Origin of the sequence: Sphingopyxis sp. BE259, from assembly GCF_031457495.1 — a bacterium.
In the GTDB taxonomy this organism is placed as follows: Bacteria; Pseudomonadota; Alphaproteobacteria; order Sphingomonadales; family Sphingomonadaceae; genus Sphingopyxis.
Genome location: NZ_JAVDWM010000001.1, coordinates 1,710,187 through 1,736,030, shown reverse-complemented (window position 1 = coordinate 1,736,030; position 25,844 = coordinate 1,710,187). Strand labels below are relative to the sequence as shown.

The following is a 25,844-nucleotide window of genomic DNA, read 5'->3' as shown; positions in this document are numbered from 1 at the left end:
AAACTCTTTCTATCGCGCGGCCAGCGCGGCGGTTTGGGGTTGCAGCGCGTCGAGATAATCGCGGTTGGCTGGCAAAGCCGCCGCCAGGGTGCGGGCGCGCAGGCGGGCTTCGGCGATGGCGGCGGCGGCACGATCGCCGCTGGGCAGGTCGGCCGGCACCGGAAAGCCCATGCCGTAGAGAATATATTGGTGGCTTTCGGCCGAGAAAATCTCGTCGACGCGCGCAAAATCCCAGACCGACGGCGGCTGGTCGCGCCATAGCCGCAACTGGTCGGTCAGCCGCGGCGGCATTTGCGCGGGATCGCGCTGCGCCAGCCAGTATGGCTCGGTGCGCCGGCTCAGCGCATAGTGGAGCTTGAGGAAATCGACGATGCGGTCCCAGCGATAGCGGAACAGGTCGTTGAAACGATCAGCGTGGATCGGCATCGCCGCGCGGCTCGCCGGAAAATTGTCGATCAGCGCGCGCAGCGACAATTCGATCATCACGATCGCCGACGCCTCCAGCGGCTCGATGAACCCAGCCGACAGCCCGATGGCGACGCAATTGCCCTCCCAGAACCGCGCCCGGTGACCGGTCGGAAAACGCAGCCGCCGCGCCGGAACCTCGGGCGCATCGGGCAGGACGCGCGCGATATAGCCGCGCAGGACCGCCTCCGCCGCGTCATCGTCCATGAAGCGGCTGGCATAGACGCAACCGATGCCCCGCCGCCCCGGCAGGCCGATGTCCCAAATCCAGCCCGCGTCGTGCGCGGTCGCCACCGTCTGCGACGCGATCGCGCTGCCCGGCGCCACCGGCACCTGCGCCGCCAGCGCGCGGTCGTTGAACAACGTGTCGCTGCGGTCGATCCATTCGACGCCCAACTCGCCGCCGATCAACAGCGAGGCATGGCCCGTGCAATCGATGAACAGGTCACCGCCGATGTCGTCATGCTGCCGCGTTGCCACCGCCGCGATGCCGCCGTCGCTATCACGCTGCACCCCGGTGACATGATCGGCGATATGCCGCACACCCAGCCGCTGCACCGCATGCTTGCTCAGCAACGCAGCGAATTTCCCAGCGTCGAGATGATAGGCGTAATTGGCGGCGCCCTGATAATCGGGCATCGCCCGCTGCCGCGGCGCCAGATTGAGGTCGCAGATATGCGCCTGCGCACTCATCGCCGCGGCATAAGGCTGGCCGGAATCGCCCGCGCGCCATGCCGCCAGCAGCTCGCCGGTCGGCATCGCGGGCGGCGGGGTGAACGGATGCAAATAGCGGTCATCCGCGGCGCCGGTCACCCAGCCGTCGAAACGCGATCCCTGTTTGAACGATCCGTCGCACGCGGCCAGGAACTCGGCCTCGCCGATCCCGATGCGGGCGAGCGTGTCGCGCATCGTCGGCCAGGTGCCTTCGCCCACCCCGATGGTTGGAATATCGGGCGCCTCGATCAGGGTCACCGACAGCCGTCCCGACGCGCCATGCCGAGAGGCGGCGAGCAGCGACGCCGCGAGCCAGCCGGCGGTGCCGCCGCCCACGATGACTACCCTCTCGACCATATTATCCATTGGCGTCGATCCTAAGCCAGCATCCCGCCGCCGTCACGCAAAAGAGCCGCCCTTCGAAAAGGTGCGGCTCTCCTGCCTGCGACCCGGCGGGCGAGGTCCGCCCGTGTCAGAAGCTGAACCGGACCCCTGCCGCATAGCGGGCGAAGCCCGGCGATGCGAAGGCGACGTTATTCTCGGAGCGCAGGTGGCCGCGGCGGCTTTCGCCGGTCAGGTTGATCGCCTCGACAAAGCCGGTGAAGCCCGGGATGAACTCGTAACTCGCGCTGGCGTCGATCTGCCAATATTCCTCGACATAGAAGGGGTTCGGCCCCGTCCCGGCCAGGAATTTGTCGCGCCAGTTCCAAGCCACACGCGCCTGAAGCGGACCCTTGTCATAATAGAGCACAGCATTGGCACTATCGCTGAGCCCGGTCAGGGCAAATTGCGGCACCGTCGATGGCTGTGTATTGTCGTAAGTCGCGTCGCCATTGACGATCGTGTAGTTCAGGATGACGCCAAAGCCGGTGTCCCACAGGCTATGTTGCAGCGCGAATTCGAACCCTTTGATCGTCGCCGACTGGTCGCTGTTGATCGGCGTAGTAATCTCGAAATTCAGCGGCGCATCCTCGGCCAGTCCCAAAATGTCGCCGGTCCAGAACCCGCTGGCGTCAAGGACCGGATTGCCATTGGCATCGCGGTTTACCCGCACCGAAGCGGGATAGTTGCGCAGGATGAAATCGCGCAGATCATTGGCCCCCGCGTTGGCGCCGCGGGCCGCCAGCGCGGCGCGATAGCGCGGCCCGTCGGCCGGATTGGTGAGCCCGAAGGCGGTATCATCGACCCGCGTCGTCGACAGGAAGTTCGACACGCGCTTGTGGAAGAAGCCCGCCGAAATATAGCTGTCGCGGTTGTAATACCACTCGGCCGAAAGATCGATGTTCTTTGACTTGTAGGGCAGCAGGCCGGGATTCCCTTGGCTGCCCGTGCCGCCAGCGATGCGGAACAGCTGATCGATCGTCCGACCGCCCTGCATGCTGGCATAATCGGGCCGGGTGATCGTGTGGCTGTAAGACGCGCGCAATTTGACGTTCTCGAACGGTTCGATGTCGAAATCGACCGCGGGCAGCCAATGACTATAGTCGCCCTTGAAGCGGGTAAAGTCGCTCGTCGGGCCAAAGATCACACCGAACTCGTTCGCCGCGACCCAGCGCGTGCCGGTCGGGATCGGCACCAGCGCGGTGGCATCGACAATCGTGTCCTCATAACGCACACCCGCCGTCAGGTGCGCCTCGCCAGCGCCAACGTCGAACTTGGTCGACACCTGGATATAGGGCGACAGCGTCTTCTCGGTCAGGCGGCGGTCGGTGGTGTAATTGGCGAGACAGGTGTCGGCAGAACCCGCGGCGTTACAGGTGCCGTACAGCCCGTCGATCAGGTCGACCATCCGCTCGAAATCGAACTTGTAAAAGCTCGGGATGATGTCGGCGGCGCCGCTCAGCCCCTTGAATTTGTCGGGCAGCGTTTCCAGCGTAAAGATGTCGTCGGGAATGTCCGACGCCGGCCCCGCCCCGCCCCAGCTGTCATTCTGGATGAAGCCATAGGCCGAACGCACCTTGTTCTCGATGTACGAGACGCCGAAATCGATGCTGTCGAGGAAGTCGCCGTCATGGTCGTAACGACCGCGCAGCTGGACCTGGTTGATCTCGTCTTTGAAATACGCGTTACGGAATGCGTTGCCCGTCGGCGTGATCAGCGCGGCGTTGAGCGCATCGGTGCCCGGGCGCATCTGGTACGAGATGACCGGCAGATAGGAGTCGAAATCGATCCGCTGGTTGACCACGCCGAACACCGCGTTGCCGACCGACACACTGGAACCATATTTGTTCGTCGGCTTGGACTCGGCGGTCGAGTGATGGAAATCCAGTTCCATCGTGACGCCGCCGGGCGCATCCCAGCGCAGATTGCCGCCGAGCGACTTGTTCTCGGTCCGGTTCGCGACCAGCGAGCCGCTGTACGACAGATCCTTGTTCTCACCGGCGCCAAAGGCTTCGGAGTAAAAGATCGGTCCCGCGACGGGGCCGTCGGTCCACGCGCTCGACGTGTTGTTATGGTTGAACCACACGCCGACATTGCTGTTGCGCACTTCGACGGTGTTACGCGAGTAGGTGTAATCGACCGTCGCGGTCAGGCTGTCGATCGGGCGAAATTGCAGCACCGCCTGCCCGTTTATGCGCTCGCGGTCGATGTCGTTGAGGTCGTAGGACGCATTCTGCGCCACCTGATAGACGTCGGTAGGCCCCGGACGGTTGGTGATCTGCCCGAACCGCGTGTCATTGGGATCCTGGGTCAGCGAACCCCAGTTATTCTCATTGCCCAGATAGCCGTCGCGCCAGCCGACATTCGCCGTGTTGACGCTCGCTTTGCGCTTCTGCCACGAACCCGCGATCAGGATGCCAACGCGGTCGTCGGCAAAGGTCGTCGACAGGATGCCCGACACTTCGGGGGTGATCGGATTGCCCTCGTTCCGCGAGCTGTCATAGACGCCCTTGACCGCCAGGCTGCCCGACAGGCCGGGCTTGTCGAGCGGCCGCGGCGTCTTGATGTTGATCGACGAGCCGATGCCGCCCGACGCGATCGCAGCGCGGCCGGTCTTGTATACCTCGACCCCGGCGACACCTTCGGACGCGAGATTAGCAAAATCGAACGAGCGCGACGAGGGGGCGCTGGCGCCATCGCCCAGCGACGCGGTCGGCATCTGACGGCTGTTGAGCGTCACCAGGTTGAATTCGGGACCGAAGCCGCGCACCGTCACGAACGAGCCTTCGCCGTTCGACCGGTCGATCGACACCCCGGTGATACGCTGGAGCGATTCGGCGAGGTTGGTGTCGGGGAATTTGCCCATGTCTTCCGCCGAAATCGCATCGACGACGCCCTGCGCCTCGCGCTTGATGTCGGCGGATGCGGCCAGGCTGGCCCGGATCCCGGTGACGACGATTTCGTCGCCATCGACGGCGTTGTCCGCGGGCGCGTCCTGCGCCATGGCCGTTTGCGCCGCGCCCATCAGCGACAACGCCGATGTGCCGACCAGAAACTTGCCCAGCCACTGCTTTTGAGACGCCCGCATCCCTTATTCTCCCCAAAATTCACCGCTCTTTTACTGGCGGCATTTCCTCAATGTGAACGTTATCTAAATGGGAACGTTCTCATTGTCAACGCATCGACTGTGGCGTTTCGCTCACAATGTTGCAGATTTCGGAGCAGCAAACGTATGCAGCAAATGCCTTCCGGCGGAAACCCGTCAGCGGCTCCAGCGGGCGAAAATCGCCGTCGGCAGCAATAATCCCCGCGCCTCTTCGCGCACCGCCAGTTCGCCGCATTCCACTTTGCCCGGCAGATCGGCAAACAATTGTGCCAGCAATTCGCCAATCGCCAGCGCCGACATGCGCACGGCATAGACAGTCAGGAACAGCGCGCGGCTGTCGGCGTCGAGCAGTTGGCGACAATCGGTCAGCAACGGCGCCAGCCCCTCCTCCAACTGCCAGCGTTCGCCGGTCGGGCCGCGGCCGAATTTGGGCGGATCGAGCAGGATCGCGTCATAGCGTTTCTCGCGCCGCACCTCGCGCGCGGTGAACTTGCCCGCATCGTCGAGGATCCAGCGCACCGGCTTGTCGGCCATGCCCGCGAGCGCGGCATTCTCCCGCGCCTGCCCAACCGATTTCTTCGATGCATCGACATGGGTCACCGACGCCCCCGCAGCGGCGAGCGCCTGGCTGCCGACCCCGGTATAGCCGAACAGGTTCAGAAACGCCGGGTCGTGCTTATCGGCCACCTGTGCGCGCAGCCAGTCCCACACCGGCGCCATGTCAGGAAAAAAGGCCAGATGACGAAACGGAGTGCATTGCGCGGTAAAGCGCGTCTCGCGCCACGCCAACGGCCAGCCTTCGGCCGGAACCGGCTTGTTATAATACCAGCGCCCGCCGCCATCGTCGTCCGACGCGGGGATGAACTCGCCATCGGCGGCTTCCCATTCGCTGGCGGGCAGCGCGGGCGCCCACATCGCCTGCGGTTCGGGGCGGATGAAGCGGAACCGGCCATAGCGTTCGAGCTTGCGGCCGCCCCCGCTATCGACCAGCCCATAATCGTCCCACGCCTCACCAATCAGCGTGACCAGCGGCAGCAGCTCAGCCACGCGCGGTTTCCGCGAGCACAAAGGCCTTCACCGCGTCATAATCGCCCGGCAAGCGCGCATAACGTTCCTCGCGGTCGAACAGATTGCCGAGCCGCGCCGGCAGCGGCGGCCGCACCCCCGTCGCGCGCTCGACCGCTTCGCGGAACTTGGCCGGATGGGCGGTTGCGAGTGTGACCACGGGGATGTCGGCGTCGATTTCCAAGGCGCGCGCCGCTGCCAATCCCACGGCACTGTGCGGGTCGACGATCTGGCCGCCCTTTTCCTGTGCCCAGCGCAGGGCGAGCGCCATCGCGTCGCCGTCGATGCTCGCGCTCGAAAACAGCCCGCGCGCGCTCGCCAGCATGTCGGCGGGGATGGTCATCGTGCGGCTACGATCGAACTCGCCCATCATGCCTGCGATCGCGGCGCCGTCGCGGCCCGACAGGTCGAACAACAGCCGCTCGAAATTGCTGCTGACCTGGATGTCCATGCTGGGGGTCGCGGTCGGCGTGACCGTGCCCGCGCTATAGTCGCCGTTGGTCAGCGCACGGTGCAGGATGTCGTTGACGTTGGTCGCGACGACCAGCCGCGCGATCGGCAACCCCATCTGCGCCGCGACATAGCCCGCGAACACGTCGCCGAAATTGCCCGTCGGCACGCTGAACGCAATCGGGCGGTCGGGGCCGCCAAGGCGGACGGCGGCGTAAAAATAATAGACGACCTGCGCCATCAGCCGGGCCCAGTTGATGCTGTTCACCGCCGACAGGTTGATCTGCCCACGCGCCTCTGCGTCGCCGAACAGTCGCTTCACCATCGCCTGCGCGTCGTCGAAGCTGCCGTCGATCGCGATATTATGGACGTTGGGCGCCAGCACCGTCGTCATCTGCCGCCGCTGAACGTCGCTGACCCGGCCTTCGGGGTGGAGCATGAAGATCTGGATATGCTCACGCCCTGCGACCGCCTCGATCGCTGCCGATCCGGTGTCGCCCGATGTCGCGCCGACGATGGTGATGTCGGTGTCGCCGCCGCTGAGGAATTTCTCGAACAGCTGCCCCAGCAATTGCAGCGCAACGTCCTTGAACGCCAGCGTCGGACCGTGAAACAGTTCGAGCAGCCAGTGGCGATGATCAAGCTGGACCAGCGGCGTCACTGCATCATGGCTGAAACTGCCATAAGCGGCGCGGCAGAGGTCGCGCAGTTCTTCTTCGCTCAAAACCCCTGCAACAAACGGCCGCATGACGCGAACCGCGGTTTCGGCATAGTCGAGGCCCGCCAGCGCCCGAATGTCGCCCTCCGCCATCTGCGGCCAATGCGCAGGCAGATAGAGGCCGCCGTCGCTGGCCAGCCCCGCGAGGGTGGCGGCACGAAAGTCGAGGGTCGGCGCAGCGCCGCGGGTGCTGATATAGTCCATGACGCCAAAGCGCCTAGCGGCGTGGGCTCAAGGCCGCAAGCGGCGACGGACAGCCAGAATATAGATGAGCAGCGCCGCCGCGGCGAATAGGAACCATTGCCCCGCATAGGCCAGATGATTGTTCGGCGTATCGTCGGCCGACGGCACCGCGCTCGCGCGCAGACCGGCGGCGGGCGTGTCGGCGATCAGCATCGCCCGCGCGGGCGTTGCCTTACCGATCATGCGCTCCATCACGGTGGGCTGCTCGGGGCCGGGAACGATCGTCCCCTGCACGATCCCGCCGGTCCATTTCGGCGGCGTAAAATCATCGCCGATGCCGACGTCGACCAGCACCCCCGGCCCCTCGGCTCCGGTGCGGCAATCGGCGATCATCCGAAACCCGGTGCGGCCCTTTTGGTCGGTGCCGCTGCGCGGATCCCAGCGCACCGGCTCAAGACAGACGACGCTACTCTTGCGATACAGGATATTATCGGCGACCGGCGGCAGTTCGGGATAGGTGACCAGCGCCGACATCGCGGTGTTGCGCTGATACAGCGCGATCAAGGCTTCCTTGTCGGCTTTGCGCTGCAACTGCCAGATGCCGAGCGCGATCATCACCGCGACCGCGATCAGCACGACGATCGTCGGAATCAGCGGCCAGCGCCGCGCCGGGGGTGCCACGGTCTCAGTCATGCGGTTCATCCACTTGCCGCCCCTCGGCTGCCTGTCGCTGATGCTCGCTCGCCAGCAGTGCGCCTTTGGCCACGCGCAGGCCGTAAACCACCGCCGCGGCAGTCAGCGGCACCCACAGCAGGACGTGCACCCACAGCGGCGGCTGGATCGCGGCATCGAGCGACAACGCCAGCACGACCAGCAAAGCGCCGATGATCAGGGTCAGGAACGCCGCCGGACCGTCACCGACATTGTAGCGGCCATAGTCGAGCCCGCAGGCGCGGCAGTGCGCCTGAAACTTCACCGGCCCGTCAAACAACGTCTTGGCGCCGCATTCGGGGCAGAGGCCAAAAAGGGCAGCACGCCAGACCGGCGGCTGCCCCTTTGATATTACGGCGTCGTCCGGCAACTTAGTGCGCGGCGACCGGCGCGCCCCAGCCGCCCCAGACATAGACGATGATGAACAGGAACAGCCACACCACGTCGACAAAATGCCAATACCAGGCGGCAGCTTCGAAACCGAAATGCTGCTTGGGGGTAAAGTGGCCCTTATAGGTGCGGACGAGGCAGACGATCAGAAAGATCGTGCCGACCAGCACGTGGAAACCGTGGAAGCCGGTCGCCATGTAAAACGCCGAGCTGTAATTGCTTTGCCCGAAGCCCCACGGCGCGTGCATATATTCATACGCCTGGATCATCGAGAAGATCGCGCCCAGGATGATCGTCGCCCACAGGCCTTTCTTCAGCCCGTCGCGATCGCCATGGATCAGCGCGTGGTGCGCCCAGGTAATCGTGGTGCCCGAGCACAGCAAGATCAGCGTGTTGAGCAGCGGCAGCGAGAAGGGATCGATGACTTCGATGCCCTTCGGCGGCCACATGGTGATCGCCGAAGCGCCGTCCTGGCCGAACAGCGACGTGACCGCGCCCTCGGCATATTCGATCGGCACCGGGAACAACGAGAAGTCGAACCACGCCCAGAACCAGCCGACGAAGAACATCACCTCCGACGCGATGAACAGGATCATCCCGTAACGCAGGTGCAACTGAACGACCGGGGTATGGTCGCCGGCATGCGCTTCGTTGATGACGTCCGACCACCAGCTGAAGAAGGTCGCGATCACGCCCATGAAGCCCAGGCCAAGCACCCATTTGCCGATGCCGCCGAAATGATCCTCGTGCATGAACATGACGAGCCCGAAGAACATCACGAGCGCCGCGACCGAACCGATAAGCGGCCAGACGCTGGGGTTTACGAGGTGGTAGTCATGATGTTTCGCACCGGACATGGCGTGTTTCCCGTTTTTGGCAGTCCCGGCATCGCGATTCCCCATCGCCCGCCGGTCTTGTTAGACTCTTGATCGCGGCCTTAGCTTGGCTTTTTACCCTCGTCTACAGGGTGAAAGGTGTAGCTGAGGGTGATTTCCTGGATGTCGCGCGCATCGGGATCGTCCATGATCTTGGGATCGACGAAGAACAGCACCGGCATCCGCATCTGCTGCCCCGGCTCCAGCCGCTGTTCGGTGAAGCAGAAGCATTGGATCTTGGTGAAATATTTGCCCGCCTGCGTCGGCGTGACGTTGAACCCCGCGGTGCCGACCACCGGCTTGGCCGAATTATTCTCGGCGATAAAGATCGCCATGTCGCGCGCGCCGATGCTGACGGTGTCGGTCGGATGCTCGGGATAGAATTTCCACGGCAACCCGGGCGACACATTGGCGTCGAAGCGAACCGAGATCGTTTTGGACAAGATCACCGGATCGGCCGCCGCAGCGACCGGATCATACCGCTGCGTCGTGCCGCCAAAGCCTGTCACGCGGCAGAACAGATCGTAGAGCGGCACAGCCGCAAAACCCAGGCCAACCATCGCCAGCGCCAGCAGCGATGCCAGACTGGCCGTGCGAGCCTTGGGAGACAGTTGCGCGATCATGCGAAAATCTGAATCTTTGCGATGGTGATGAAGAAGAACAGGATCGCCAGGCCGCCGAGCATCCACGCCATCATATTGGCACGGCTGCGCTGGCGACGGCGATATTCGGCCTCATCGAACGGCTCAAGTTTCGGTTCGTCGGTCATAGGGGCCACCAATGGTCGGCGACAACCGCGCCGAAGAGGATGAAAAGATAGGCGATCGAATAGGCAAACAGGCGTTTTTCAGGCTGCATCAGATCGCCCTGGCCCGTCGTGCGCGTGCCGACCTGCACCGACAGCGCCACGAACAGCGCCGACAGGATGACCGCGGTCCAGCCATAAAGCGCCCCGGCGTAGCCGAGCGGCCAAGGCGCGATCGCCGCCGCCGCCATGATCACCGCATAGAACAGGATCTGGCGCCGCGTCGATTTCTCGCCCGCGACCACTGGCATCATCGGGATGCCCGCGGCGGCATAGTCCGAGCGCACGAACAGCGCGAGCGCCCAGAAATGCGGCGGGGTCCAGAGGAAAATCAGCAGGAACAGCATGACCGGCAGCGGTGCAATGCTGCCCGTCGCCGCCACCCAGCCGATCAGCGGCGGAAACGCGCCTGCGGCGCCGCCAATGACGATATTCTGCGGCGTCCGCGGCTTCAGCCACATTGTGTAGATAAAGACATAGAAAAGGATTGACACCGCCAGCAGCAGCGTCGCCTGCCAGTTCGACGCGAACAGCATCAGGAACAGCGAAAAGGCGGCAAGACCGATGCCGAATTGCAGCGCCGTCTGCGGGTCGAGACGTCCCGCGGGCAGCGGGCGCCCGGCGGTGCGCTTCATCTTTGCGTCGAGCCCCGCCTCATACCATTGGTTGAGCGCGCCCGATGCCCCGGCCCCCAGCGCGATCGCGAGGATCGAGGAAAAGGCAAGGACGGGCGGAACATGAACCGGCGCCGCGAGCAACCCGCACAGCGCCGTAAACACCACCAGCGACATGACGCGCGGCTTGGTCAGCGCAAACAGGTCGCGCCAGTCGGCCGGCAGGGCCGTGTCAGCGTGGGTCAGGCTTTGCGCCATGTTTACTCCGGACCGTCACGCGGCCCCCCGCTGCACCGCAGCGGGGGAAACCGTCGATCAGGCGATACGCGGCAGTTCGTTGAACTGGTGGAACGGCGGCGGGCTCGACAGTGTCCATTCGAGCGTCGTCGCGCCTTCGCCCCACGGATTGTCGGCGGCTTTCTTGCCAGCGACCAGCGACCACAGGATATTCACGAAGAAGATCAGGACGCCGACCGCCATGATGACATAGCCATAGGAGGAGATCAGGTGCCAGAACGCATAGGCATCGGGATAATCCGGATAACGGCGTGGCATGCCCTGCTGACCCAGGAAGTGCTGCGGGAAGAACAGGACGTTCACGCCGATGAAGAAGATCCAGAAGTGCAGCTGGCCCAGGACCTCGTTGTACATCCGCCCCGACATCTTCGGGAACCAGTAATAGAACCCGGCGAACAGCGAGAACACCGCGCCCAGCGACAACACATAGTGGAAGTGGGCGACGACATAATAGGTGTCGTGCAGGTTGGTATCGACGCCGCCATTGGCCAGCACGACGCCGGTCACGCCGCCGACGGTGAACATGAAGATGAAGCCGAGCGACCAGACCATCGGGGTCTTGAAGCTCATCGACCCACCCCACATCGTCGCGATCCAGCTGAAAATCTTGATGCCCGTGGGAACCGCGATGACCATCGTCGCCGCGGTGAAGTACATCTTCAGGTTCACCGACATACCGACGGTGAACATATGGTGCGCCCACACGATAAAGCCGACGACGCCGATCGCGACCATGGCATAGGCCATGCCGAGATAGCCAAACACCGGCTTGCGGCTGAAGGTCGAGATGATCTGGCTGACGATGCCGAAGCCCGGCAGGATCATGATATACACTTCGGGGTGGCCGAAGAACCAGAACAGATGCTGGTAGAGGACGGGATCGCCGCCGCCTGCCGCATCGTAAAAGGTCGTGCCGAAATTACGGTCGGTCAGCAGCATGGTAATCGCCGCGGCGAGCACCGGCAGCGCCAGCAGCAACAGGAAGGCGGTGACCAGCACCGACCACACGAACAGCGGCATCTTGTGGATCGTCATCCCCGGTGCGCGCATGTTGAAGATGGTGGTGATGAAGTTGATCGCGCCCAAAATCGACGCCGCACCCGCAAGGTGGAGCGAGAAGATGGCCATGTCCACCGCCGGACCGACCGACCCGCTGGTCGACAGCGGCGCGTAAACGGTCCAGCCGGTGCCAGCGCCAAGCCCGCTGCCGCCCGGAACGAACATCGATCCGACCAGCATGATGAAAGCAACGGCGGTGAGCCAGAAGCTGACATTGTTCATGCGCGGGAACGCCATGTCGGGCGCGCCGATCATCAGCGGCACGAACCAGTTGCCGAAACCGCCGATCATCGCGGGCATGACCATGAAGAACACCATGATCAGACCGTGCGCGGTGATCATCACGTTCCAGAAATGCTTGCCCTGGACTTCACCCGCGGCAGGATCGAAAAATTGCGCCCAGCCGGTCAGATACTGGATGCCCGGCTCGGCCAGTTCCCAGCGCATCATGCCCGAAATCACCCCGCCGACGATGCCGGCGATGATCGCAAAGATCAGATAGAGGGTGCCGATGTCCTTGTGGTTCGTCGACATGAACCAGCGGACGAAAAAGCCCGGGGTGTCGTGATCATGGTCGTCATGCGCGTGGTCAGCGTGACCATGGGCGGGTGCAGTTGCAGCAATATCGGTCATCTGTCGGACCCCTTATTAATTTTTGGCGACCGGGGCGGCGGCGGGCGCCGCTGCCGGAGCAGCTTCGGTCGTGGTAGCGGCGGGGGTGGCAGCCGGAGCCGCAGCAGCAGGCGTCGGGGCCGCAGCGACGGGTGCCGCAGCAACCGGACCGGCCGGATTGCCGCCCTTCGAGCGGACCCAGGCTTCCCATTTGTCGACCGGCAGCACTTCGACCGCGATCGGCATATAGCCGTGATCGACGCCGCACAGTTCCGAACATTGGCCGTAATAGACGCCGACCTTGTTCGCGGTGAACGTGGTTTCGTTGGCACGGCCGGGGACCGCATCCATCTTGGTCCAGAACGCCGGGACGGCAAAGCTGTGGATCACGTCGGCGCCGGTGATGATCAGCTTGACCTGACGGCCGACGGGGACGACCATGCGGTTGTCAACGCCCAGCTGGTGCGGCTCGCCCGCGGCGTCGGCCTGTTCCTTGGTCAGCATTTTCGACACATATTCGCCAATGCCCTGATCGGGATAGGCGTAACCCCAATACCATTGGTATCCGGTGACCTTGATCGTCAATGCTTCCTTCTTCGGCGGCTCATATTGCTGCGCCAGCAGACGGATCGAAGGCACCGCGATCACCGCGAGGATCAGCACCGGAATGGCGGTCCAGATGATTTCGATGAAGGTGTTGTGCGTCGTTTTCGACGGCACCGGGTTCGCCTTCGCGCGGTAGCGGAACATCGCCCACAGCATCAGGCCCAGGACGATCAGCGTGATGATCGTGATCACCGGCAGCAGAATGACGTGGTTGAACCAATAGGCCTGTTCGCCGACGGGGCTGACCTGCGGCTGGAAATCGATCCCTGCGTCGATCGGCTGGCCAATCCCGGGGGTCGGCTTCATCGGCACATAGGTGGCATCGCCTGCGGGGACGGCAGCTTCGCTCGTCGCCGGTGTCGCGGCGGGTGCGGCGGTCGGCGCGGCGACCGGCGCCGGATTCGCGACAGTCGTCGCAGCCGGTGCCTCGGCGGGCGCCGCCGCAGGTGCCTGCGCATGACCGGCGCTTACCGCGCCGAGCGACAAAGCTGCCGCAATTACAAGGGTTTTCAAGCTCTTCATAAGACTGGTGCCGCCCGTTGCCTGTTGTTCTTATCGCGTTTCAGACCCTCTTCGGCGACCATCGGACAAGCGTCGCGACAGCCGGAGGATAGGCTGAATCTCGCGGGCGCTATAGACCCGCTTGCCGCTTGCCTCAAGCATCTCTAACACTATTTTACGGCTGGATAATCTTCGCCGCCAAAACCCGGTCGCCCGCACAGGGCGACGCACTGGATAAAAGAACAATTCTCCCATGACCGATGACGAAATCCTGGCCGAATTCCGCGCCGCCGACGCCCTGCTCCAGGGCCATTTCCTGTTGTCGTCGGGGCGTCACAGCGAATATTATCTGCAATGCGCGCGCGTGCTGATGGATACGGAACGCGCCGGGCGGCTCGCCGTAGCGCTCGCCGCCAAGCTGCCGCGTGAGCTGAAACAGGCGATCGACGTCGTGGTGTCTCCCGCGATGGGCGGCGTCATCATCGGCCATGAAATGGGCCGCGCGCTCGGCAAGCCCGCGATCTTCGTCGAGCGCCCGACCGGCACCTTCGAACTGCGCCGCGGCTTTACCATCGAACCCGGCGCCAAAGTGTTGATGGTTGAGGATGTCGTGACCACCGGCCTGTCCTCGCGCGAAGCGATGGCCTGCGTCGCGGCAGCGGGCGGCGAAGTGATTGCCGAGGCGGCGCTCGTCGATCGCTCGGCGGGCAGTAATGTCGACCTCGGCGTCCCCTTCTATCCCCTCGTCGCGATCAACTTCCCGACCTATGCCGCCGACGCGCTGCCGCCCGAGCTGGCCGCAACCGAAGCGATCAAACCCGGGAGCCGTGCGAATTGAACGCCAGTCCGTCCTTTGGACGCCTGCGCCTTGGCGTCAACATCGACCATGTCGCGACGATCCGTAACGCGCGCGGCGGTGAGCATCCCGATCCAGTTCGCGCCGCCGAAATCGTCGCGGCGGTCGGCGGCGACGGCATCACCGCACATCTGCGCGAGGACCGGCGGCATATCCGCGACGACGATCTGGCGCGTATCCAGGCCGCGACCGACCTGCCGCTGAACCTGGAAATGGCGGCGACCGACGAGATGGTCGAAATCGCGCTGCGCCACAACCCGCACGCCGCGTGCATCGTCCCCGAAAAGCGCGAGGAACGCACGACCGAGGGCGGTCTGGACGCCGCGGGGCAGCACAATCATCTCGCCCCCATCGTCGCCCGGCTGAACGATGCGGGCATCCGCGTCAGCCTGTTCATCGAACCCGACCCGCGACAGATCGAAGCCGCGATGATGCTGCGCGCACCCGTCGTCGAATTTCACACCGGCCGTTATGCCCATTGCGAAGGCGAGCAACGCGCGGCGGAACTCCGCCGCATCGCCGACGCTGCGGCGCTGGCGTGGAAGAACGGCATCGAACCGCATGCCGGGCATGGCCTGACCTATGAAAACGTCGTCCCCGTCGCCGCGATCCCGCAGCTCGCCGAACTCAACATCGGTCATTATCTGATCGGCGAGGCGATCTTCACCGGGCTGGAAGATGCGGTGCGGCGGATGCGGGCGCTGATGGACGAGGCGAGAGGGTGATGTCAGAAGAAGAACGTCGCCCCCGCGAAGGCGGGGGCCGCAAGAGGTTTACACCGGCGATTTTGCTTAAGGCCTACGGCGACCCCCGCCTTCGCGGGGGTGACGGCCTGTTGGGGCCGTCATGATCATCGGTCTCGGCTCCGACCTTTGCAACATCGAGCGCGTCCAGAATTCGCTCGACCGCTTCGGCGAGCGGTTCGAAAACCGCGTCTTCACCGACATCGAGCGCGCCAAGGCGGCGCGGCGGCCGTTCACCCGCGCCGGCACCTACGCCAAACGCTTCGCCGCCAAGGAGGCTTTCTCGAAAGCCGTCGGCACCGGGTTCAAGCGCGGCGTGTTCATGAAGGACATCGGCGTCGTCAACGCCCCCTCGGGCGCACCCACCCTCGCGCTCACCGGCGGTGCGGCCGAACGCCTCGCGGCGATGATCCCGGCTGGTCACACCGCGCATATCCACCTGACACTGACCGACGACCATCCCTGGGCGCAGGCGTTCGTCATCATCGAAGCAATCAAGGACTGACCCGATAATGGCGAACAACAAAACGAAGGATGACGGCAGCTGGGGCAAGCTGATCCGCGACATTGTCGTGATCTTGCTGCTCGTGCTCGGCATCCACAGCTGCATCGCCAAGCCTTTCTACATTCCGTCCGATTCAATGATGCCGATCCTGCGCAACGGCGACCGGCTGATCGTCAGCAAATATCCCTATGGCTGGTCCTATTCGTCGGTCAGCTTTCATCTGGCGCCCAAGGTCGCGGGCCGCTGGTTCGCCAACCTGCCCGAGCGCGGCGACATCGTAGTGCTCGAACATCCGGTGACGCGGATCGATTATATCAAGCGCGTCATCGGGCTGCCCGGCGACACGATCCAGCTGACCAATGGCGAACTCAGCATCAACGGCAAGCCGGTGAAGCGCGAGGTGCAGCCGCTGCTGGCAATCCCGGTCGATCCCAACCTGCCCAGCGGCGACAGCAGCCTCGATCGCTTTATCACCCGCGGCGCGGGCGGGCGCGAGATGCTCGAACTGCCGATCGTGCGCGAGACGCTGCCGAACGGCGCGACCTTTGACACGATCGACATGGGGCCAGGCTACACCACCGACGATTATGGACCGATCACCGTCCCCACCGATCACGTCTTCCTGATGGGCGATAACCGCGACGGCAGCGCCGACAGCCGGGTCGACACCAGCCAGAAAGGTCTGGGCGGTCCTGTCCCGTTTGACGCCATCGCCGGGCGCGCCGAAATCATCAGCTTTTCGACCGACGGCACCGCGACGTGGTACAACCCGATAAGCTGGTTCAATGCGCTGCGATCGGGCCGCGCGGGAACCGACTTGCGCCCCGAACGTAGCAGCACAGCAAAATAGGGAGCGCGGGCATGGTGGAGCGGGTCGAGCGAAAAGAGCGCGCTCAGGCGCGCGCCAAGGCCACCGCCGACGCGCCCGGCCCGACCGAAATCCGCAGCCACCTCGTCCGCACCGAATTGCTCAAGGCCAGCGTCTGGCTCGGCCTCGCGCTGCTGATCGGCGCGTGCATCGTGTTGATCCAGCCGATCCTGTTGATCTTTGCCGCGATCGTCATGGCGTCGATGCTCGACGGTGGCACCCGGTTGCTTGGCCGCATCCTGCCAATTGCGCGCGGTTGGCGGCTTCTGATCGTCTGCCTGTCGCTGCTCGCCTTTCTGGCGTGGACCGCGATGTTCGCGGGCTCTCAGATCGCCAGTCAGGCGGCAACCCTGCAACAGGTGATCATGTTTCAGGTCGAACGCATCGCGGCTTGGGCCGCCGAACACGGCATGGGCAATTTCCAGATCGATACCAAAACGATCGCCGATAATATCGCGGGCACCGTCGGCCGCGTCACCGCCGCGGTCGGCACGGTGCTGGGCGGGTTGACCAGCCTGGTGATGATCATCGTGCTGGGGATATTCATCGCCATCGAGCCGCGGCTCTACGAACGCGGGGTGGCGTGGATGCTGCCGATGAAGCATCGCGAGAATTTCTACATCACCACCGCGCGCATGGGCTTCACGCTGCGGCGACTGATGGCAGGCCGCCTGCTCGGTATGCTGGTCGAAGGCATCGGGACGTGGCTGGCGTGCATGGCGGTCGGTATCCCGATGGCGGCGCTGATGGGGCTGCTCACCGGTCTGCTCGCCTTCATCCCCAACATCGGCGCGATCGTGTCGGGCATCCTGCTTGTACTGGTCGGTTTTTCGGCAGGCACTGACGCCGGGCTATGGGCAATCGTCATCTACCTGGTCGTGCAGACCGTCGATGGCTATCTGATCGTCCCGATGGTCGCCAAAAAGACCGTCGATCTGGCCCCGGCGCTGGTGCTGGGCGCGCAGATCCTGCTCGGCGCGCTGCTCGGCATCATGGGGCTGTTCCTCGCCGACCCGATTGTCGCGATGATCAAGGTCGCGCTGGAACGCGAGGCCGAGCGCAATGCGGGGGCGGCCAACCAAATCCGTTAGCCCTGAGGAGAGGCTGAGCCTGTCGAAGCCTCGTCTCGAAGGGGTTACCGCGTCAGCGTCCTTCGAGAAGCCGTTTCGGCAAGCTCAATGGCTCCTCAAGACAAACGGAAGATATAGTCATGGCTGCGGCGCACCCGGCGGCGGTCCGCCCGGAGCAGCGCCGCCCGGCGCGCCCTGCATCATCTGTTGCTGCTGCATCATCTGCTGCTGTTGCTGCATCTGCTGCTGCATCGCGCGCACCTCGGCTTCCGACCGGTAATCGAGCAAGGTCACGGTGAAGTGCAACGTGCTGCCGGCCGGGATCGGGCCGGTCGCGCGGTCGCCATAGCCGAGCTGCGGCGGAATGGTGATCTTGTACTCGCCGCCCTTCTTCATCCGGGTCAGCGCTTCCGAAAAGCCCGGAACGACCCCCGCCACCTGCATCGGCGCCTGTTCATTGGCGTCGAACACGGTGCCGTCATCCAGCTTGCCCTCATATTTCACCAGCACGACGTCGGCCTTGGTCGGGCTGTTGCCGGTCCCTTCCTTGACGACTTCGAACCCGATGCGCGGAGTCATATGCCAGGCAAAGGCGGCGCCGAGCGCCAGCAGCGCCAGCAGGCCGAACCACATCAGCCACAGGCCGCTTTTGCTCACCGGGCGCAAGGGAACCGTCGTCACGCTCATGTCTGCTGATCCTTCCGCAAGCGCCCATGGGCGCAAATGTTGGCGAGGCCTATAGGCGGTGCGGCGCGCGGCGGTCCAGAGGCAATTATGCAAGCGAGCGTTAGCGGCGATGTCGGTTCTGGGGTGAATTGCTGACACTCCCCACCCTCGTCATTCCCGCGAAGGCGGGAACCCAGGGTGGGGAAGCCGACGCGCGCCTTGGATTCCCGCTTTCGCGGGAATGACGAAGTAAAAAAGCCGAACGTCGTCTCTTGGCCGCTACCGGCCGTCAACGCCGCGCAACGAAAAAGGCGCCGCGGTTGCCCGCAGCGCCTGTTTCACGATCCGAATCCTTGCAGGAAGGACGGGTCTTACTTGATCCCGTCGCGTTCCATCCGCTTGCGCTCCATCTTGCGGGCGCGGCGGACGGCGGCGGCGTGTTCACGCGCGCGCTTTTCGCTGGGCTTCTCGTAATGACGGCGCAGCTTCATTTCGCGATACACGCCCTCGCGCTGCAACTTCTTCTTGAGCGCGCGAAGGGCCTGGTCGACATTATTGTCGCGAACGATGATCTGCATGTGCCGTGTCGTCTCCGGTTCGTCCAACGATGAACGGCAACCGGATATCCGGTCCGCCATAAATCGCCGATATAAGGGCAATAAAAGAAGCGCCGCGAACCCGCGACGTTCCGATGGCTGGGCCGATAAGAGGATTCGCGGCGAAATGCAAGCCCCCGCGCGGCGAAATGCCCCTGCGCCGCGGATGAACCCGCTGATGAACCGTCCGCCCCGCCTGTGGGATTGTGCCGCCCCCGTGCCTTATGGCATAGGTAGCAGGACAAAACTAACATCATAAAGGGACAGGCGATGGCGACCCAGCTCAAGCGCAACAGCAAATATAGCGAAGCCGAATGGACGGCGCGGCAGGAACTGGCCGCTTGCTACCGCATCTTCGCGATGATGGGCTGGGACGAGATGATCTTCAACCATATCACCGTAAAGCTGGACGATCAGGAAGGCGCCTTTCTGATCAATCCCTATGGCATGCATTTCAGCGAGGTCACCGCCTCCAGCCTGATCAAGATCGACATCGACGGCAACAAGCTGGACGACGATAATCCGTGGCACGTCAACAAGGCCGGGTTCGTCCAGCACAGCCTGTTCCACCGCGTCCTGCCCGACGCCCATGCGATCATCCACACCCACACCACCGCGACGGTCGCGGTGTGCGGGCTGGAAGGCGGCCTGCAACCGGTCAATTTTTATGCCTGCAACTTCATGGGCCAGCTCGCCTATCATGATTTCGAGGGGGTGACGGTGCGCGAGGAAGAAGGCGCGCGGCTGGTCGAACATCTGGGCGACAAGCGGATCCTGATGCTGCGCAACCACGGCCCCGTCGTGATGGGAAAATCGCTGTCCGATGCCTTCATCAAATATTGGGCGCTGCAGCGCGCCTGCGAAATCCAGCTCGCGACGATGAGCATGGGCAAGCCAATTCTGGTCGGCGAGGACGTCATCAAAGTCCATCAGCGCGATCTGTATATGGCGGCGATCCCCGGCCAGTCGGGCAAGGCCGAATTCGACGCAATGGTGCGCAAGGTCGACAAGATCGACACGAGCTGGCGTGACTAATCCCGCGGCGACGTTAAACCTTCGCCGATGACGCGATTCTCAGTCAACGACCGTCCGGTGGAATATCGGATGGAACCCGAAACGCCCCTGCTGTGGGCGCTGCGCGATGCGTCGAACCTGACCGGCACCAAATATGGTTGCGGCACCGGCGAGTGCGGGGCGTGCACCGTCGATATCGATGGCGAATCGATCCGCAGCTGCATGGTCACGATCGCGGAGTGCGAGGGCCGTTTCGTCACCACGATCGAAGGCCTGTCGCGCGACCGCAGCCACCCGGTGCAACAGGCGTGGGTCGCCGAACAGGTGCCGCAATGCGGTTTCTGCCAGTCGGGGATGATCATGGCCGCCGCGGCGCTGCTGCGCACGAACAGCAACCCCAGCGATGCCGACATCGACGCGGCGATCACAAATATCTGCCGCTGCGGCACTTACCCGCGTATCCGCACCGCGATCCGCCGCGCGGGGCGGGTCGTGCGCGGTGAGGAACGCATCGCCGCCGCGCCGCCGCCCGGCATCCGCCCCGAAGATGCGGCGCGCGCCGTCCCCGCGCTGCGCCTGCCCCCCGGCACCTGAGCCCGTTCGTTCCTGTAACTGAACTGTTCATGTAGCTGAACCGCAGGCAACAGCGCGGTTCAGCCGCCGATCATCTTGCCGCCGGTAACACATGATTCATCATCCCGGCTGGCCTCTCCAGCACACGGGACATGAGTTGGAGAATGGCGAGATGAAAAAGATGTTCGGAGGGTTGCTGATCGCTGCGACGATCCTGACCCCCATTGCCCCGGCCGCTGCGCAAGCGTCGGGCGAGCGTATCCAGCTGGCGCAGCGCGGCGACGGTGATCGCGGCAACCGCGGCCCCCGCGGCCCCGAAGCGCGCCGCGGTAATAACGGCGGTGAAGCGCGCGTCCAGCGCCAGCAGACGCAGCAGCCTTCGGCCCAGCGCCAACAGCGCCGCGAAGCCCGCCAGCAGCAGCGCAGCGACAACCCGCAACGGCAGGCCCAGCGCCAGCAGTGGCAACAGCAGCGCGGCAACGATCAACAGCGCCAGGCCCCACGCCAACAGTGGCAGCAGCGTAGCGAACAGCAACGCGCGGCACAGCAGCGCGAAGTCCGTCAGGGCGGCGCCTATGACCGCAACAACGACGGCCAGATCGATCGTCGCTGGGACCGCAACCGCAACGGTCAGGTCGACCAGCGTTACGACCGCAACGACAACAATCGTGTCGACCGTCGCTATGACCGCAATCGCAACGGCGACCTCGATCGCCGCTGGGATCGCAATAACAACAACCGCATCGACCAGCGCGACCGGCGCTATGACCGCAACCGCGACGGCCAGATCGATCGGCGTTACGACCGCAACAACAATGACCGCGTCGATCGCCGCTACAGCGACCGCCGCGGCAACTGGAACCGCTCGTGGCGCGACGACCGCCGCTACAACTGGCGCGATTACCGCCAGCAATACGGCAGCCGCTACCGCCTCGGCGCCTATTATTCGCCGTACCGCAACCACCGCTACACGCGGTTTAGCATCGGGTTCAGCCTGGGATCGCTGTTCTACAGCAGCCGCTACTGGATCAACGATCCGTGGCAGTATCGCCTGCCGCCCGCCTATGACGGCTATCGCTGGGTCCGCTATTACAACGACGCGATCCTGGTCGATACCTACAGCGGCGAAGTGGTCGACGTGATTCACGATTTCTTCTGGTAAGTCCTTTCGATTACCCGAAGACAAACTCGAGGGGTCGGCTTGTCCGGCCCCTCTTTTTATGGGCTTGCCCTCCCCTATCCGGCCCGGCACGGTAGCGTATCAGTCAGGGGAAACAGGATGCGCAAAATCGGACTCGCCGCCGCGGCAACGCTCGCACTTTTGGGGGCCGCCACCGCCAACGCCAAAACCACCGTCATCTACGCCGGAAGCGTCATCACCGACGCCGACAAACCCGCGCAAGGACCGTCGACGATCGTCATCACCGACGATCGCATCACCTCGATCACCGCGGGCCGCGCCGCCGCGCCCGCCGATGCAGAAATCGTCGACCTGGGCGACAGGACTTTGCTCCCCGGCCTGATCGATCTGCACGTCCACCTGACCGGCGATCCCGGCGGCGATTTCCGCAGCGAGGCGGTCGATCCTGACGAATGGGGCGTCGTCGTCGGTGTCAAAAATGCCGGGATCACGCTGCGCGCCGGTTTCACCACGGTGCGTGAGGCGGGGTCGGCGCAATATAGCGCCTTTTCGCTGCGCCGCGGCACCGCCGCGGGGTTCATCACGGGCCCGCGGATCATCGCCGCCGGTCCGGCGCTGTCGATCATCGGCGGGCATGGCGACGTCACCGGCTTTCGCGAGGACGTCCATGACGTGCTCGATCAGGGTTACACCTGCACCGGCGCGCTCGAATGCGCCGAAAAGGTCCGCAAGGCGTCGCGCGCCGGGGCCGACATCATCAAGATCACCGCAACCGGCGGCGTCTTGTCACAGCAAGGCCGCGGGCTGGAGGGGCATTTCACCAGCCCCGAACTGCAAAGCATCGCCGACACTGCCCATTCGCTGGGGCTGAAGGTCATGGCGCACGCCCATGGCGCGCGCGGTATCGAAGCATCGGCGGCGGCGGGGATCGACACCATCGATCATGGCACCTTTGCCGACGACGCAGCACTGAAGGTAATGAAGGCCAAGGGCACCTATCTGGTCCCGACGCTGATGGCGTTCGAAGGCATCCGCGAACGGCTGGGCAAAGGCATCTATACCCCGACGGTCGAAGAAAAGGTCCGCATGACGCTGGGCAGCGTCGGCAAAGCGGTGACCCGCGCCAAGGCGCTCGGCGTGCCCGTCGCCTTTGGCACCGACGCTGGGGTGTTCGAACATGGCCGCAACGGCGGCGAGTTCGCGCTGCTGGTCAAGGCCGGACTGACCCCGCGCGAGGCATTGGCCAGCGCGACCACCGTCGCCGCCAAGGCGCTGTCGATGGAAGGGGAGATCGGCCGCATCGCGCCCGGCATGTCGGCGGACATGATCGCGGTTTCGGGTGATCCGCTCAAGGACGTGGCTGTGCTGGAAAGGATCGATTGGGTGATGGTTCGCGGGCGGGTGGCGGATTGACCGCCGACCTCCAACCTTTCGTTCGTCCTGAGGAGCCATTGAGCTTGGCGAAATGGCGTCTCGAAGGACGCTGGCGCCGCGCTTGATCCTTCGAGACGGGTCTTCGCCGAAGCTCAGCCCCTCCTCAGGACAAACGGACCTTGCTACCACCTTATCAAGTCTAAGCCGCGCGCCGTACCCGCCCTGTCGCCGGCAACACCGCCTTCGTCCCAAGCAACGCTTCCATATCGACCACCTCGGCAAATTTCACCCCGACGCGGTTGCCCGCCGACCAGCGGGCCTCGGCGCTGAACGACTGATCGGCGCCGAAATCCAGCGTCAACGCCGTTCCCGGGGGCACATTCCACAACCCCTCGACCAGCGCCCCGCGCGGCGACATATTGCGGACGATCGCTTCATAATGATAGCCGCCGCTCGCCACCTGGATCGTCCGAAAAATGGTCAGCCGCGGTTCGCGCGTGCTTTTGTAACCGCACGCTTCGGCCCGCCCGCCGCCCTCGCGCAGCAGCGTCAGCACCTCGGCCAGCTCCATCGGGCGCCCATAGATAAAGCCTTGGACATGGCTGCACCCCAGCCCGCGGATCAGCGCCAGATCGTCGTGCGTCTCGACCCCTTCCGCCGTCGTCTCCATCTTGAGCGCGCTGGCCAGCCCGACGATCGACGAGATGATCGCGGCGTTCATGCTGCTGGGATCGGCAGCACCCAGAACAAAGCTCTGGTCGATCTTGATCTTGTCGAACGGCGCCTTTTTCAGATAGCCGAGTGCCGAATAGCCGGTGCCGAAATCGTCGAGCGCCAGCCGGATGCCGGTGCGCTTCAGCTTTTGGAACATCGCCAGATTTTCGGGACTTTCGTCGAGGAACACCCCCTCGGTGATCTCCAGCTCAAGCTGTTCGGGACGGATCCCCGCCGCCGACACCGCGCTCAGGATCGTCGATGGCAGCTTTTCGTTGGCGAACTGGCGCGGCGAAACATTGACCGCGACGCGGTAGCCGGGGCCAAGCAAGGCGATGCTCGCACAGGCGGTGCGGATGATCCATTCGCCGATCGGCACGATCAGGTTCGATTCCTCGGCGATCGGGATGAATTTCGCCGGGCTGATCATCCCCTCGGTCGCGTGATGCCAGCGGATCAGCGCCTCGAACCCCGCGATCCGTTCGCTCTGGACATCGACGATCGGCTGATAGAGCAGCCGCAGCTCGTCCTTGACCAGCGCGTCGCGCAGCGCATCCTCGATCGCCTTTCGCTCGCTCGCCTGATTGTGCATCGCGTCGGCATAGAAACGATAGACGCCGCGCCCCGCATCCTTGGCGGCATAGAGCGCCAGATCGGCGTTGCGGACCAGCGCCGACGCAGACACCCCTTGCCCCTCCGACACCGCGATCCCGACCGAACAGCCGATCCGGACCTGCTCGCCCTCGATCGAAAAGGGCTTGGCCAGGCTGAGGATGATCGCATTGGCAATGCCCGCCAGCTTTTCTGGCTGGCTGAGCTGCGGCACGACGATCTGGAATTCGTCGCCGCCGAGTCGCCCGACCTGGCCCTTGTCGCCGACGATCTGGGTCAGCCTTCCGGCGACCTGCTGCAACAGCTGGTCGCCGACCGGATGCCCCAGCGTGTCATTGACCGCCTTGAAGCGGTCGAGGTCCATCAACAGCAGCGCGCACGGCTGCGGCTGCCCGATATGGCTTTTCAGCGCGCGCTCGAGCAGGTCGGTGATGTGCGGCCGGTTCGCTAGCCCGGTGAGCGTGTCGTAGCGCGCGAGCTGGTTGATCTCACGCTCCGAGCGTTTCTTTTCGGTCAGGTCGGTGCCGCTGCCGCGAAACCCCTGAAAATTGCCGAGTTCGTTGCTGATCGGCTGCCCTGAGATCGACCACCAGCGCTCCTCGCCCGCGACCGCAGCCTGAACCGTCAGCTCCTTGAACGGGGTGCGCGACGACAGGCTGAACCCCAGCGTTCGTTCTTCATTCTCGTCGTTGCCAATGCGTTTGCGGATGATGTCGGTGAACGGTCGTCCAACCAGATCGGACGGCGTCTGCCCCAGCCGCGCGGCGACGGTCGGCGAAATATAGACCAGCTGACCGTGGCGATCGGTTTCCCAGAACCAGCCGCGCCCCGCGCGCTCGAAATCGCGCATCAGGTTGAGCGCGCGCTGCTGGTCGCTGACCGACAGCCGCCGTGCCCGCGTCGCGCGGCGCTGGTGGCGAATGTCTTCGCGCATCATCACAATGAGCAGGCCAAGGAATATGAACCCTGCCACCCCAAACGGCCACGACCCGATACCGATCGCGCCGCCCAGCGCCGTTGCTCCAGCAAAGGCGAAAAAGGCGGGCCTTACGATCGCGACCGCCGACGCTGCGACCAGCAGCGACCCGACCTGGATCGCGGTAAAGGCGTCAAAATAACCGGTGCGGTCGGGAATCGCGATTACGGCAAACATCGCCGCGGCGTTGAGCAGACTACCCAGCGCGATCAGCCCCGTACCGATCATCACCAGCGACCGCAGCCGTTGCTGCATCCAGCGCCGCGGTCGGCGCATCGCCTGGCCCATGACTGTCAGTGCCACGTCACAGCACAGGCCCGCCGCCATCACCAGCCATTGCGACGGATGGGTCATGAAACCGGCAACTCCGGGCGCGAACGCAAAGGCGACAAATGCCAGAAAGCGGCTGATCAGCACGTAATGCCATAGCTGTGTCACGCGCAGCAAACGCGTCACGAATTCGGGCGAATCGAACATCGATTCACCGGTCACAGACTCGCCGACCGTCGGCCGAATGATGCTACGCCGAACCCCCAATTTCCCGCTTGTCCTGCTCGCCTGATCCACCCGGTTCAGTGGCCAAA

At 64.2% G+C, this 25,844-nt stretch carries 24 protein-coding genes; 9 read left to right on the top strand and 15 right to left on the bottom strand.

The window, feature by feature from the left end; all coding sequences use genetic code 11:
* Nucleotides 1–9: 9 nt before the first annotated feature.
* The 12 genes from J2X44_RS08490 to coxB all read right to left on the bottom strand — a co-directional run bounded on the left by J2X44_RS08490 (nucleotide 10) and on the right by coxB (nucleotide 13,573).
* Nucleotides 10–1,545 carry a tryptophan 7-halogenase gene (locus J2X44_RS08490; protein ID WP_310089072.1) on the bottom strand — a complete coding sequence of 512 codons (1,536 nt, stop codon included), beginning with the start codon at nucleotides 1,543–1,545 and terminating at the stop codon, nucleotides 10–12.
* 106 nt (nucleotides 1,546–1,651) lie between these two features.
* Complete coding sequence (locus tag J2X44_RS08485; RefSeq protein WP_310089071.1) at nucleotides 1,652–4,648, bottom strand: TonB-dependent receptor; 2,997 nt, start codon at nucleotides 4,646–4,648, stop codon at nucleotides 1,652–1,654.
* Between the two features lie 174 nt (nucleotides 4,649–4,822).
* The gene (locus J2X44_RS08480; RefSeq protein ID WP_310089372.1) at nucleotides 4,823–5,701 is read right to left on the bottom strand and encodes a class I SAM-dependent methyltransferase; all 879 of its coding nucleotides are present in this window, start codon (nucleotides 5,699–5,701) and stop codon (nucleotides 4,823–4,825) included.
* A 4-nt stretch (nucleotides 5,702–5,705) separates the two neighbouring features.
* Nucleotides 5,706–7,103 (bottom strand): threonine synthase, encoded by a 1,398-nt coding sequence (gene thrC / locus J2X44_RS08475; protein ID WP_310089070.1) that lies wholly within the window; start codon nucleotides 7,101–7,103, stop codon nucleotides 5,706–5,708.
* 27 nt (nucleotides 7,104–7,130) lie between these two features.
* The gene (locus J2X44_RS08470) at nucleotides 7,131–7,775 is read right to left on the bottom strand and encodes an SURF1 family protein (protein WP_310089069.1); all 645 of its coding nucleotides are present in this window, start codon (nucleotides 7,773–7,775) and stop codon (nucleotides 7,131–7,133) included.
* Nucleotides 7,768–8,163, bottom strand: a complete 396-nt coding sequence (locus tag J2X44_RS08465) for a DUF983 domain-containing protein (RefSeq protein WP_405053352.1) — start codon at nucleotides 8,161–8,163, stop codon at nucleotides 7,768–7,770. Before J2X44_RS08465 ends, J2X44_RS08470 begins: the two co-directional genes overlap by 8 nt.
* A 1-nt stretch (nucleotide 8,164) precedes the next feature.
* Nucleotides 8,165–9,040, bottom strand: a complete 876-nt coding sequence (locus J2X44_RS08460) for a cytochrome c oxidase subunit 3 (protein ID WP_310089068.1) — start codon at nucleotides 9,038–9,040, stop codon at nucleotides 8,165–8,167.
* Between the two features lie 80 nt (nucleotides 9,041–9,120).
* A complete protein-coding gene (locus J2X44_RS08455) occupies nucleotides 9,121–9,681 on the bottom strand; it encodes a cytochrome c oxidase assembly protein (RefSeq protein ID WP_310089067.1) in 561 nt (186 codons plus the stop codon).
* Nucleotides 9,678–9,827, bottom strand: a complete 150-nt coding sequence (locus J2X44_RS08450; protein WP_310089066.1) for a hypothetical protein — start codon at nucleotides 9,825–9,827, stop codon at nucleotides 9,678–9,680. Before J2X44_RS08450 ends, J2X44_RS08455 begins: the two co-directional genes overlap by 4 nt.
* The gene (locus J2X44_RS08445; RefSeq protein WP_310089065.1) at nucleotides 9,824–10,735 is read right to left on the bottom strand and encodes a heme o synthase; all 912 of its coding nucleotides are present in this window, start codon (nucleotides 10,733–10,735) and stop codon (nucleotides 9,824–9,826) included. The genes J2X44_RS08450 and J2X44_RS08445 overlap by 4 nt, the downstream gene beginning before the upstream one ends.
* Nucleotides 10,736–10,792: 57 nt before the next feature.
* Entirely contained in the window at nucleotides 10,793–12,466 is a 1,674-nt protein-coding gene (gene ctaD / locus J2X44_RS08440) for a cytochrome c oxidase subunit I (RefSeq protein WP_310089064.1), read from the bottom strand.
* A gap of 15 nt (nucleotides 12,467–12,481) precedes the next feature.
* Complete coding sequence (coxB, locus tag J2X44_RS08435; protein WP_310089063.1) at nucleotides 12,482–13,573, bottom strand: cytochrome c oxidase subunit II; 1,092 nt, start codon at nucleotides 13,571–13,573, stop codon at nucleotides 12,482–12,484.
* Nucleotides 13,574–13,805: 232 nt separating this feature from the next.
* Between coxB and pyrE the strand changes: the two genes are divergently transcribed.
* From pyrE to J2X44_RS08410, 5 genes are all read left to right on the top strand, one after another.
* On the top strand, nucleotides 13,806–14,390 hold the full coding sequence (gene pyrE, locus J2X44_RS08430) for an orotate phosphoribosyltransferase (protein WP_310089062.1): 585 nt from the start codon (nucleotides 13,806–13,808) through the stop codon (nucleotides 14,388–14,390).
* On the top strand, nucleotides 14,387–15,133 hold the full coding sequence (locus J2X44_RS08425) for a pyridoxine 5'-phosphate synthase (protein WP_310089061.1): 747 nt from the start codon (nucleotides 14,387–14,389) through the stop codon (nucleotides 15,131–15,133). The genes pyrE and J2X44_RS08425 overlap by 4 nt, the downstream gene beginning before the upstream one ends.
* 121 nt (nucleotides 15,134–15,254) lie before the next feature.
* Nucleotides 15,255–15,656, top strand: coding sequence for a holo-ACP synthase (gene acpS, locus J2X44_RS08420; RefSeq protein ID WP_310089060.1), 402 nt, complete (start codon nucleotides 15,255–15,257; stop codon nucleotides 15,654–15,656).
* A gap of 7 nt (nucleotides 15,657–15,663) precedes the next feature.
* Entirely contained in the window at nucleotides 15,664–16,506 is an 843-nt protein-coding gene (gene lepB, locus J2X44_RS08415) for a signal peptidase I (protein WP_310089059.1), read from the top strand.
* 11 nt (nucleotides 16,507–16,517) lie between these two features.
* Nucleotides 16,518–17,615, top strand: a complete 1,098-nt coding sequence (locus J2X44_RS08410; protein WP_310089058.1) for an AI-2E family transporter — start codon at nucleotides 16,518–16,520, stop codon at nucleotides 17,613–17,615.
* A gap of 117 nt (nucleotides 17,616–17,732) precedes the next feature.
* Here the strand turns inward: J2X44_RS08410 and J2X44_RS08405 are convergent, their stop codons facing one another.
* Both J2X44_RS08405 and rpsU read right to left on the bottom strand, forming a co-directional pair.
* On the bottom strand, nucleotides 17,733–18,281 hold the full coding sequence (locus J2X44_RS08405) for an FKBP-type peptidyl-prolyl cis-trans isomerase (RefSeq protein ID WP_310089057.1): 549 nt from the start codon (nucleotides 18,279–18,281) through the stop codon (nucleotides 17,733–17,735).
* Nucleotides 18,282–18,631: 350 nt separating this feature from the next.
* The gene (gene rpsU / locus J2X44_RS08400; protein ID WP_037510267.1) at nucleotides 18,632–18,838 is read right to left on the bottom strand and encodes a 30S ribosomal protein S21; all 207 of its coding nucleotides are present in this window, start codon (nucleotides 18,836–18,838) and stop codon (nucleotides 18,632–18,634) included.
* A 288-nt stretch (nucleotides 18,839–19,126) separates the two neighbouring features.
* Here rpsU and J2X44_RS08395 point away from each other — a divergent pair, with 288 nt between their 5' ends.
* From J2X44_RS08395 to J2X44_RS08380, 4 genes are all read left to right on the top strand, one after another.
* Entirely contained in the window at nucleotides 19,127–19,891 is a 765-nt protein-coding gene (locus tag J2X44_RS08395; RefSeq protein ID WP_310089056.1) for a class II aldolase/adducin family protein, read from the top strand.
* 27 nt (nucleotides 19,892–19,918) lie between these two features.
* Nucleotides 19,919–20,464 carry a 2Fe-2S iron-sulfur cluster-binding protein gene (locus tag J2X44_RS08390; RefSeq protein ID WP_310089055.1) on the top strand — a complete coding sequence of 182 codons (546 nt, stop codon included), beginning with the start codon at nucleotides 19,919–19,921 and terminating at the stop codon, nucleotides 20,462–20,464.
* 151 nt (nucleotides 20,465–20,615) lie between these two features.
* Nucleotides 20,616–21,605 carry an RcnB family protein gene (locus tag J2X44_RS08385; RefSeq protein WP_310089054.1) on the top strand — a complete coding sequence of 330 codons (990 nt, stop codon included), beginning with the start codon at nucleotides 20,616–20,618 and terminating at the stop codon, nucleotides 21,603–21,605.
* Nucleotides 21,606–21,722: 117 nt separating this feature from the next.
* Complete coding sequence (locus J2X44_RS08380) at nucleotides 21,723–22,997, top strand: amidohydrolase family protein (protein WP_310089053.1); 1,275 nt, start codon at nucleotides 21,723–21,725, stop codon at nucleotides 22,995–22,997.
* Nucleotides 22,998–23,157: 160 nt separating this feature from the next.
* Here the strand turns inward: J2X44_RS08380 and J2X44_RS08375 are convergent, their stop codons facing one another.
* Complete coding sequence (locus tag J2X44_RS08375) at nucleotides 23,158–25,752, bottom strand: EAL domain-containing protein (protein ID WP_310089052.1); 2,595 nt, start codon at nucleotides 25,750–25,752, stop codon at nucleotides 23,158–23,160.
* Nucleotides 25,753–25,844 lie beyond the last annotated feature (92 nt).

Bases quoted from the DNA above. Each gene is read 5' to 3' on its own strand.
- J2X44_RS08380 (WP_310089053.1), top strand. From the start codon at position 21,723: ATGCGCAAAATCGGACTCGCCGCCGCGGCAACGCTCGCACTTTTGGGG.
- J2X44_RS08455 (WP_310089067.1), bottom strand. From the start codon at position 9,681: ATGATCGCGCAACTGTCTCCCAAGGCTCGCACGGCCAGTCTGGCATCG.
- J2X44_RS08395 (WP_310089056.1), top strand. From the start codon at position 19,127: ATGGCGACCCAGCTCAAGCGCAACAGCAAATATAGCGAAGCCGAATGG.
- J2X44_RS08390 (WP_310089055.1), top strand. From the start codon at position 19,919: ATGACGCGATTCTCAGTCAACGACCGTCCGGTGGAATATCGGATGGAA.
- rpsU (WP_037510267.1), bottom strand. From the start codon at position 18,838: ATGCAGATCATCGTTCGCGACAATAATGTCGACCAGGCCCTTCGCGCG.
- coxB (WP_310089063.1), bottom strand. From the start codon at position 13,573: ATGAAGAGCTTGAAAACCCTTGTAATTGCGGCAGCTTTGTCGCTCGGC.
- J2X44_RS08445 (WP_310089065.1), bottom strand. From the start codon at position 10,735: ATGGCGCAAAGCCTGACCCACGCTGACACGGCCCTGCCGGCCGACTGG.
- J2X44_RS08450 (WP_310089066.1), bottom strand. From the start codon at position 9,827: ATGACCGACGAACCGAAACTTGAGCCGTTCGATGAGGCCGAATATCGC.
- acpS (WP_310089060.1), top strand. From the start codon at position 15,255: ATGATCATCGGTCTCGGCTCCGACCTTTGCAACATCGAGCGCGTCCAG.
- ctaD (WP_310089064.1), bottom strand. From the start codon at position 12,466: ATGACCGATATTGCTGCAACTGCACCCGCCCATGGTCACGCTGACCAC.
- J2X44_RS08405 (WP_310089057.1), bottom strand. From the start codon at position 18,281: ATGAGCGTGACGACGGTTCCCTTGCGCCCGGTGAGCAAAAGCGGCCTG.
- thrC (WP_310089070.1), bottom strand. From the start codon at position 7,103: ATGGACTATATCAGCACCCGCGGCGCTGCGCCGACCCTCGACTTTCGT.
- lepB (WP_310089059.1), top strand. From the start codon at position 15,664: ATGGCGAACAACAAAACGAAGGATGACGGCAGCTGGGGCAAGCTGATC.
- pyrE (WP_310089062.1), top strand. From the start codon at position 13,806: ATGACCGATGACGAAATCCTGGCCGAATTCCGCGCCGCCGACGCCCTG.
- J2X44_RS08470 (WP_310089069.1), bottom strand. From the start codon at position 7,775: ATGACTGAGACCGTGGCACCCCCGGCGCGGCGCTGGCCGCTGATTCCG.
- J2X44_RS08385 (WP_310089054.1), top strand. From the start codon at position 20,616: ATGAAAAAGATGTTCGGAGGGTTGCTGATCGCTGCGACGATCCTGACC.
- J2X44_RS08485 (WP_310089071.1), bottom strand. From the start codon at position 4,648: ATGCGGGCGTCTCAAAAGCAGTGGCTGGGCAAGTTTCTGGTCGGCACA.
- J2X44_RS08410 (WP_310089058.1), top strand. From the start codon at position 16,518: ATGGTGGAGCGGGTCGAGCGAAAAGAGCGCGCTCAGGCGCGCGCCAAG.
- J2X44_RS08460 (WP_310089068.1), bottom strand. From the start codon at position 9,040: ATGTCCGGTGCGAAACATCATGACTACCACCTCGTAAACCCCAGCGTC.
- J2X44_RS08490 (WP_310089072.1), bottom strand. From the start codon at position 1,545: ATGGATAATATGGTCGAGAGGGTAGTCATCGTGGGCGGCGGCACCGCC.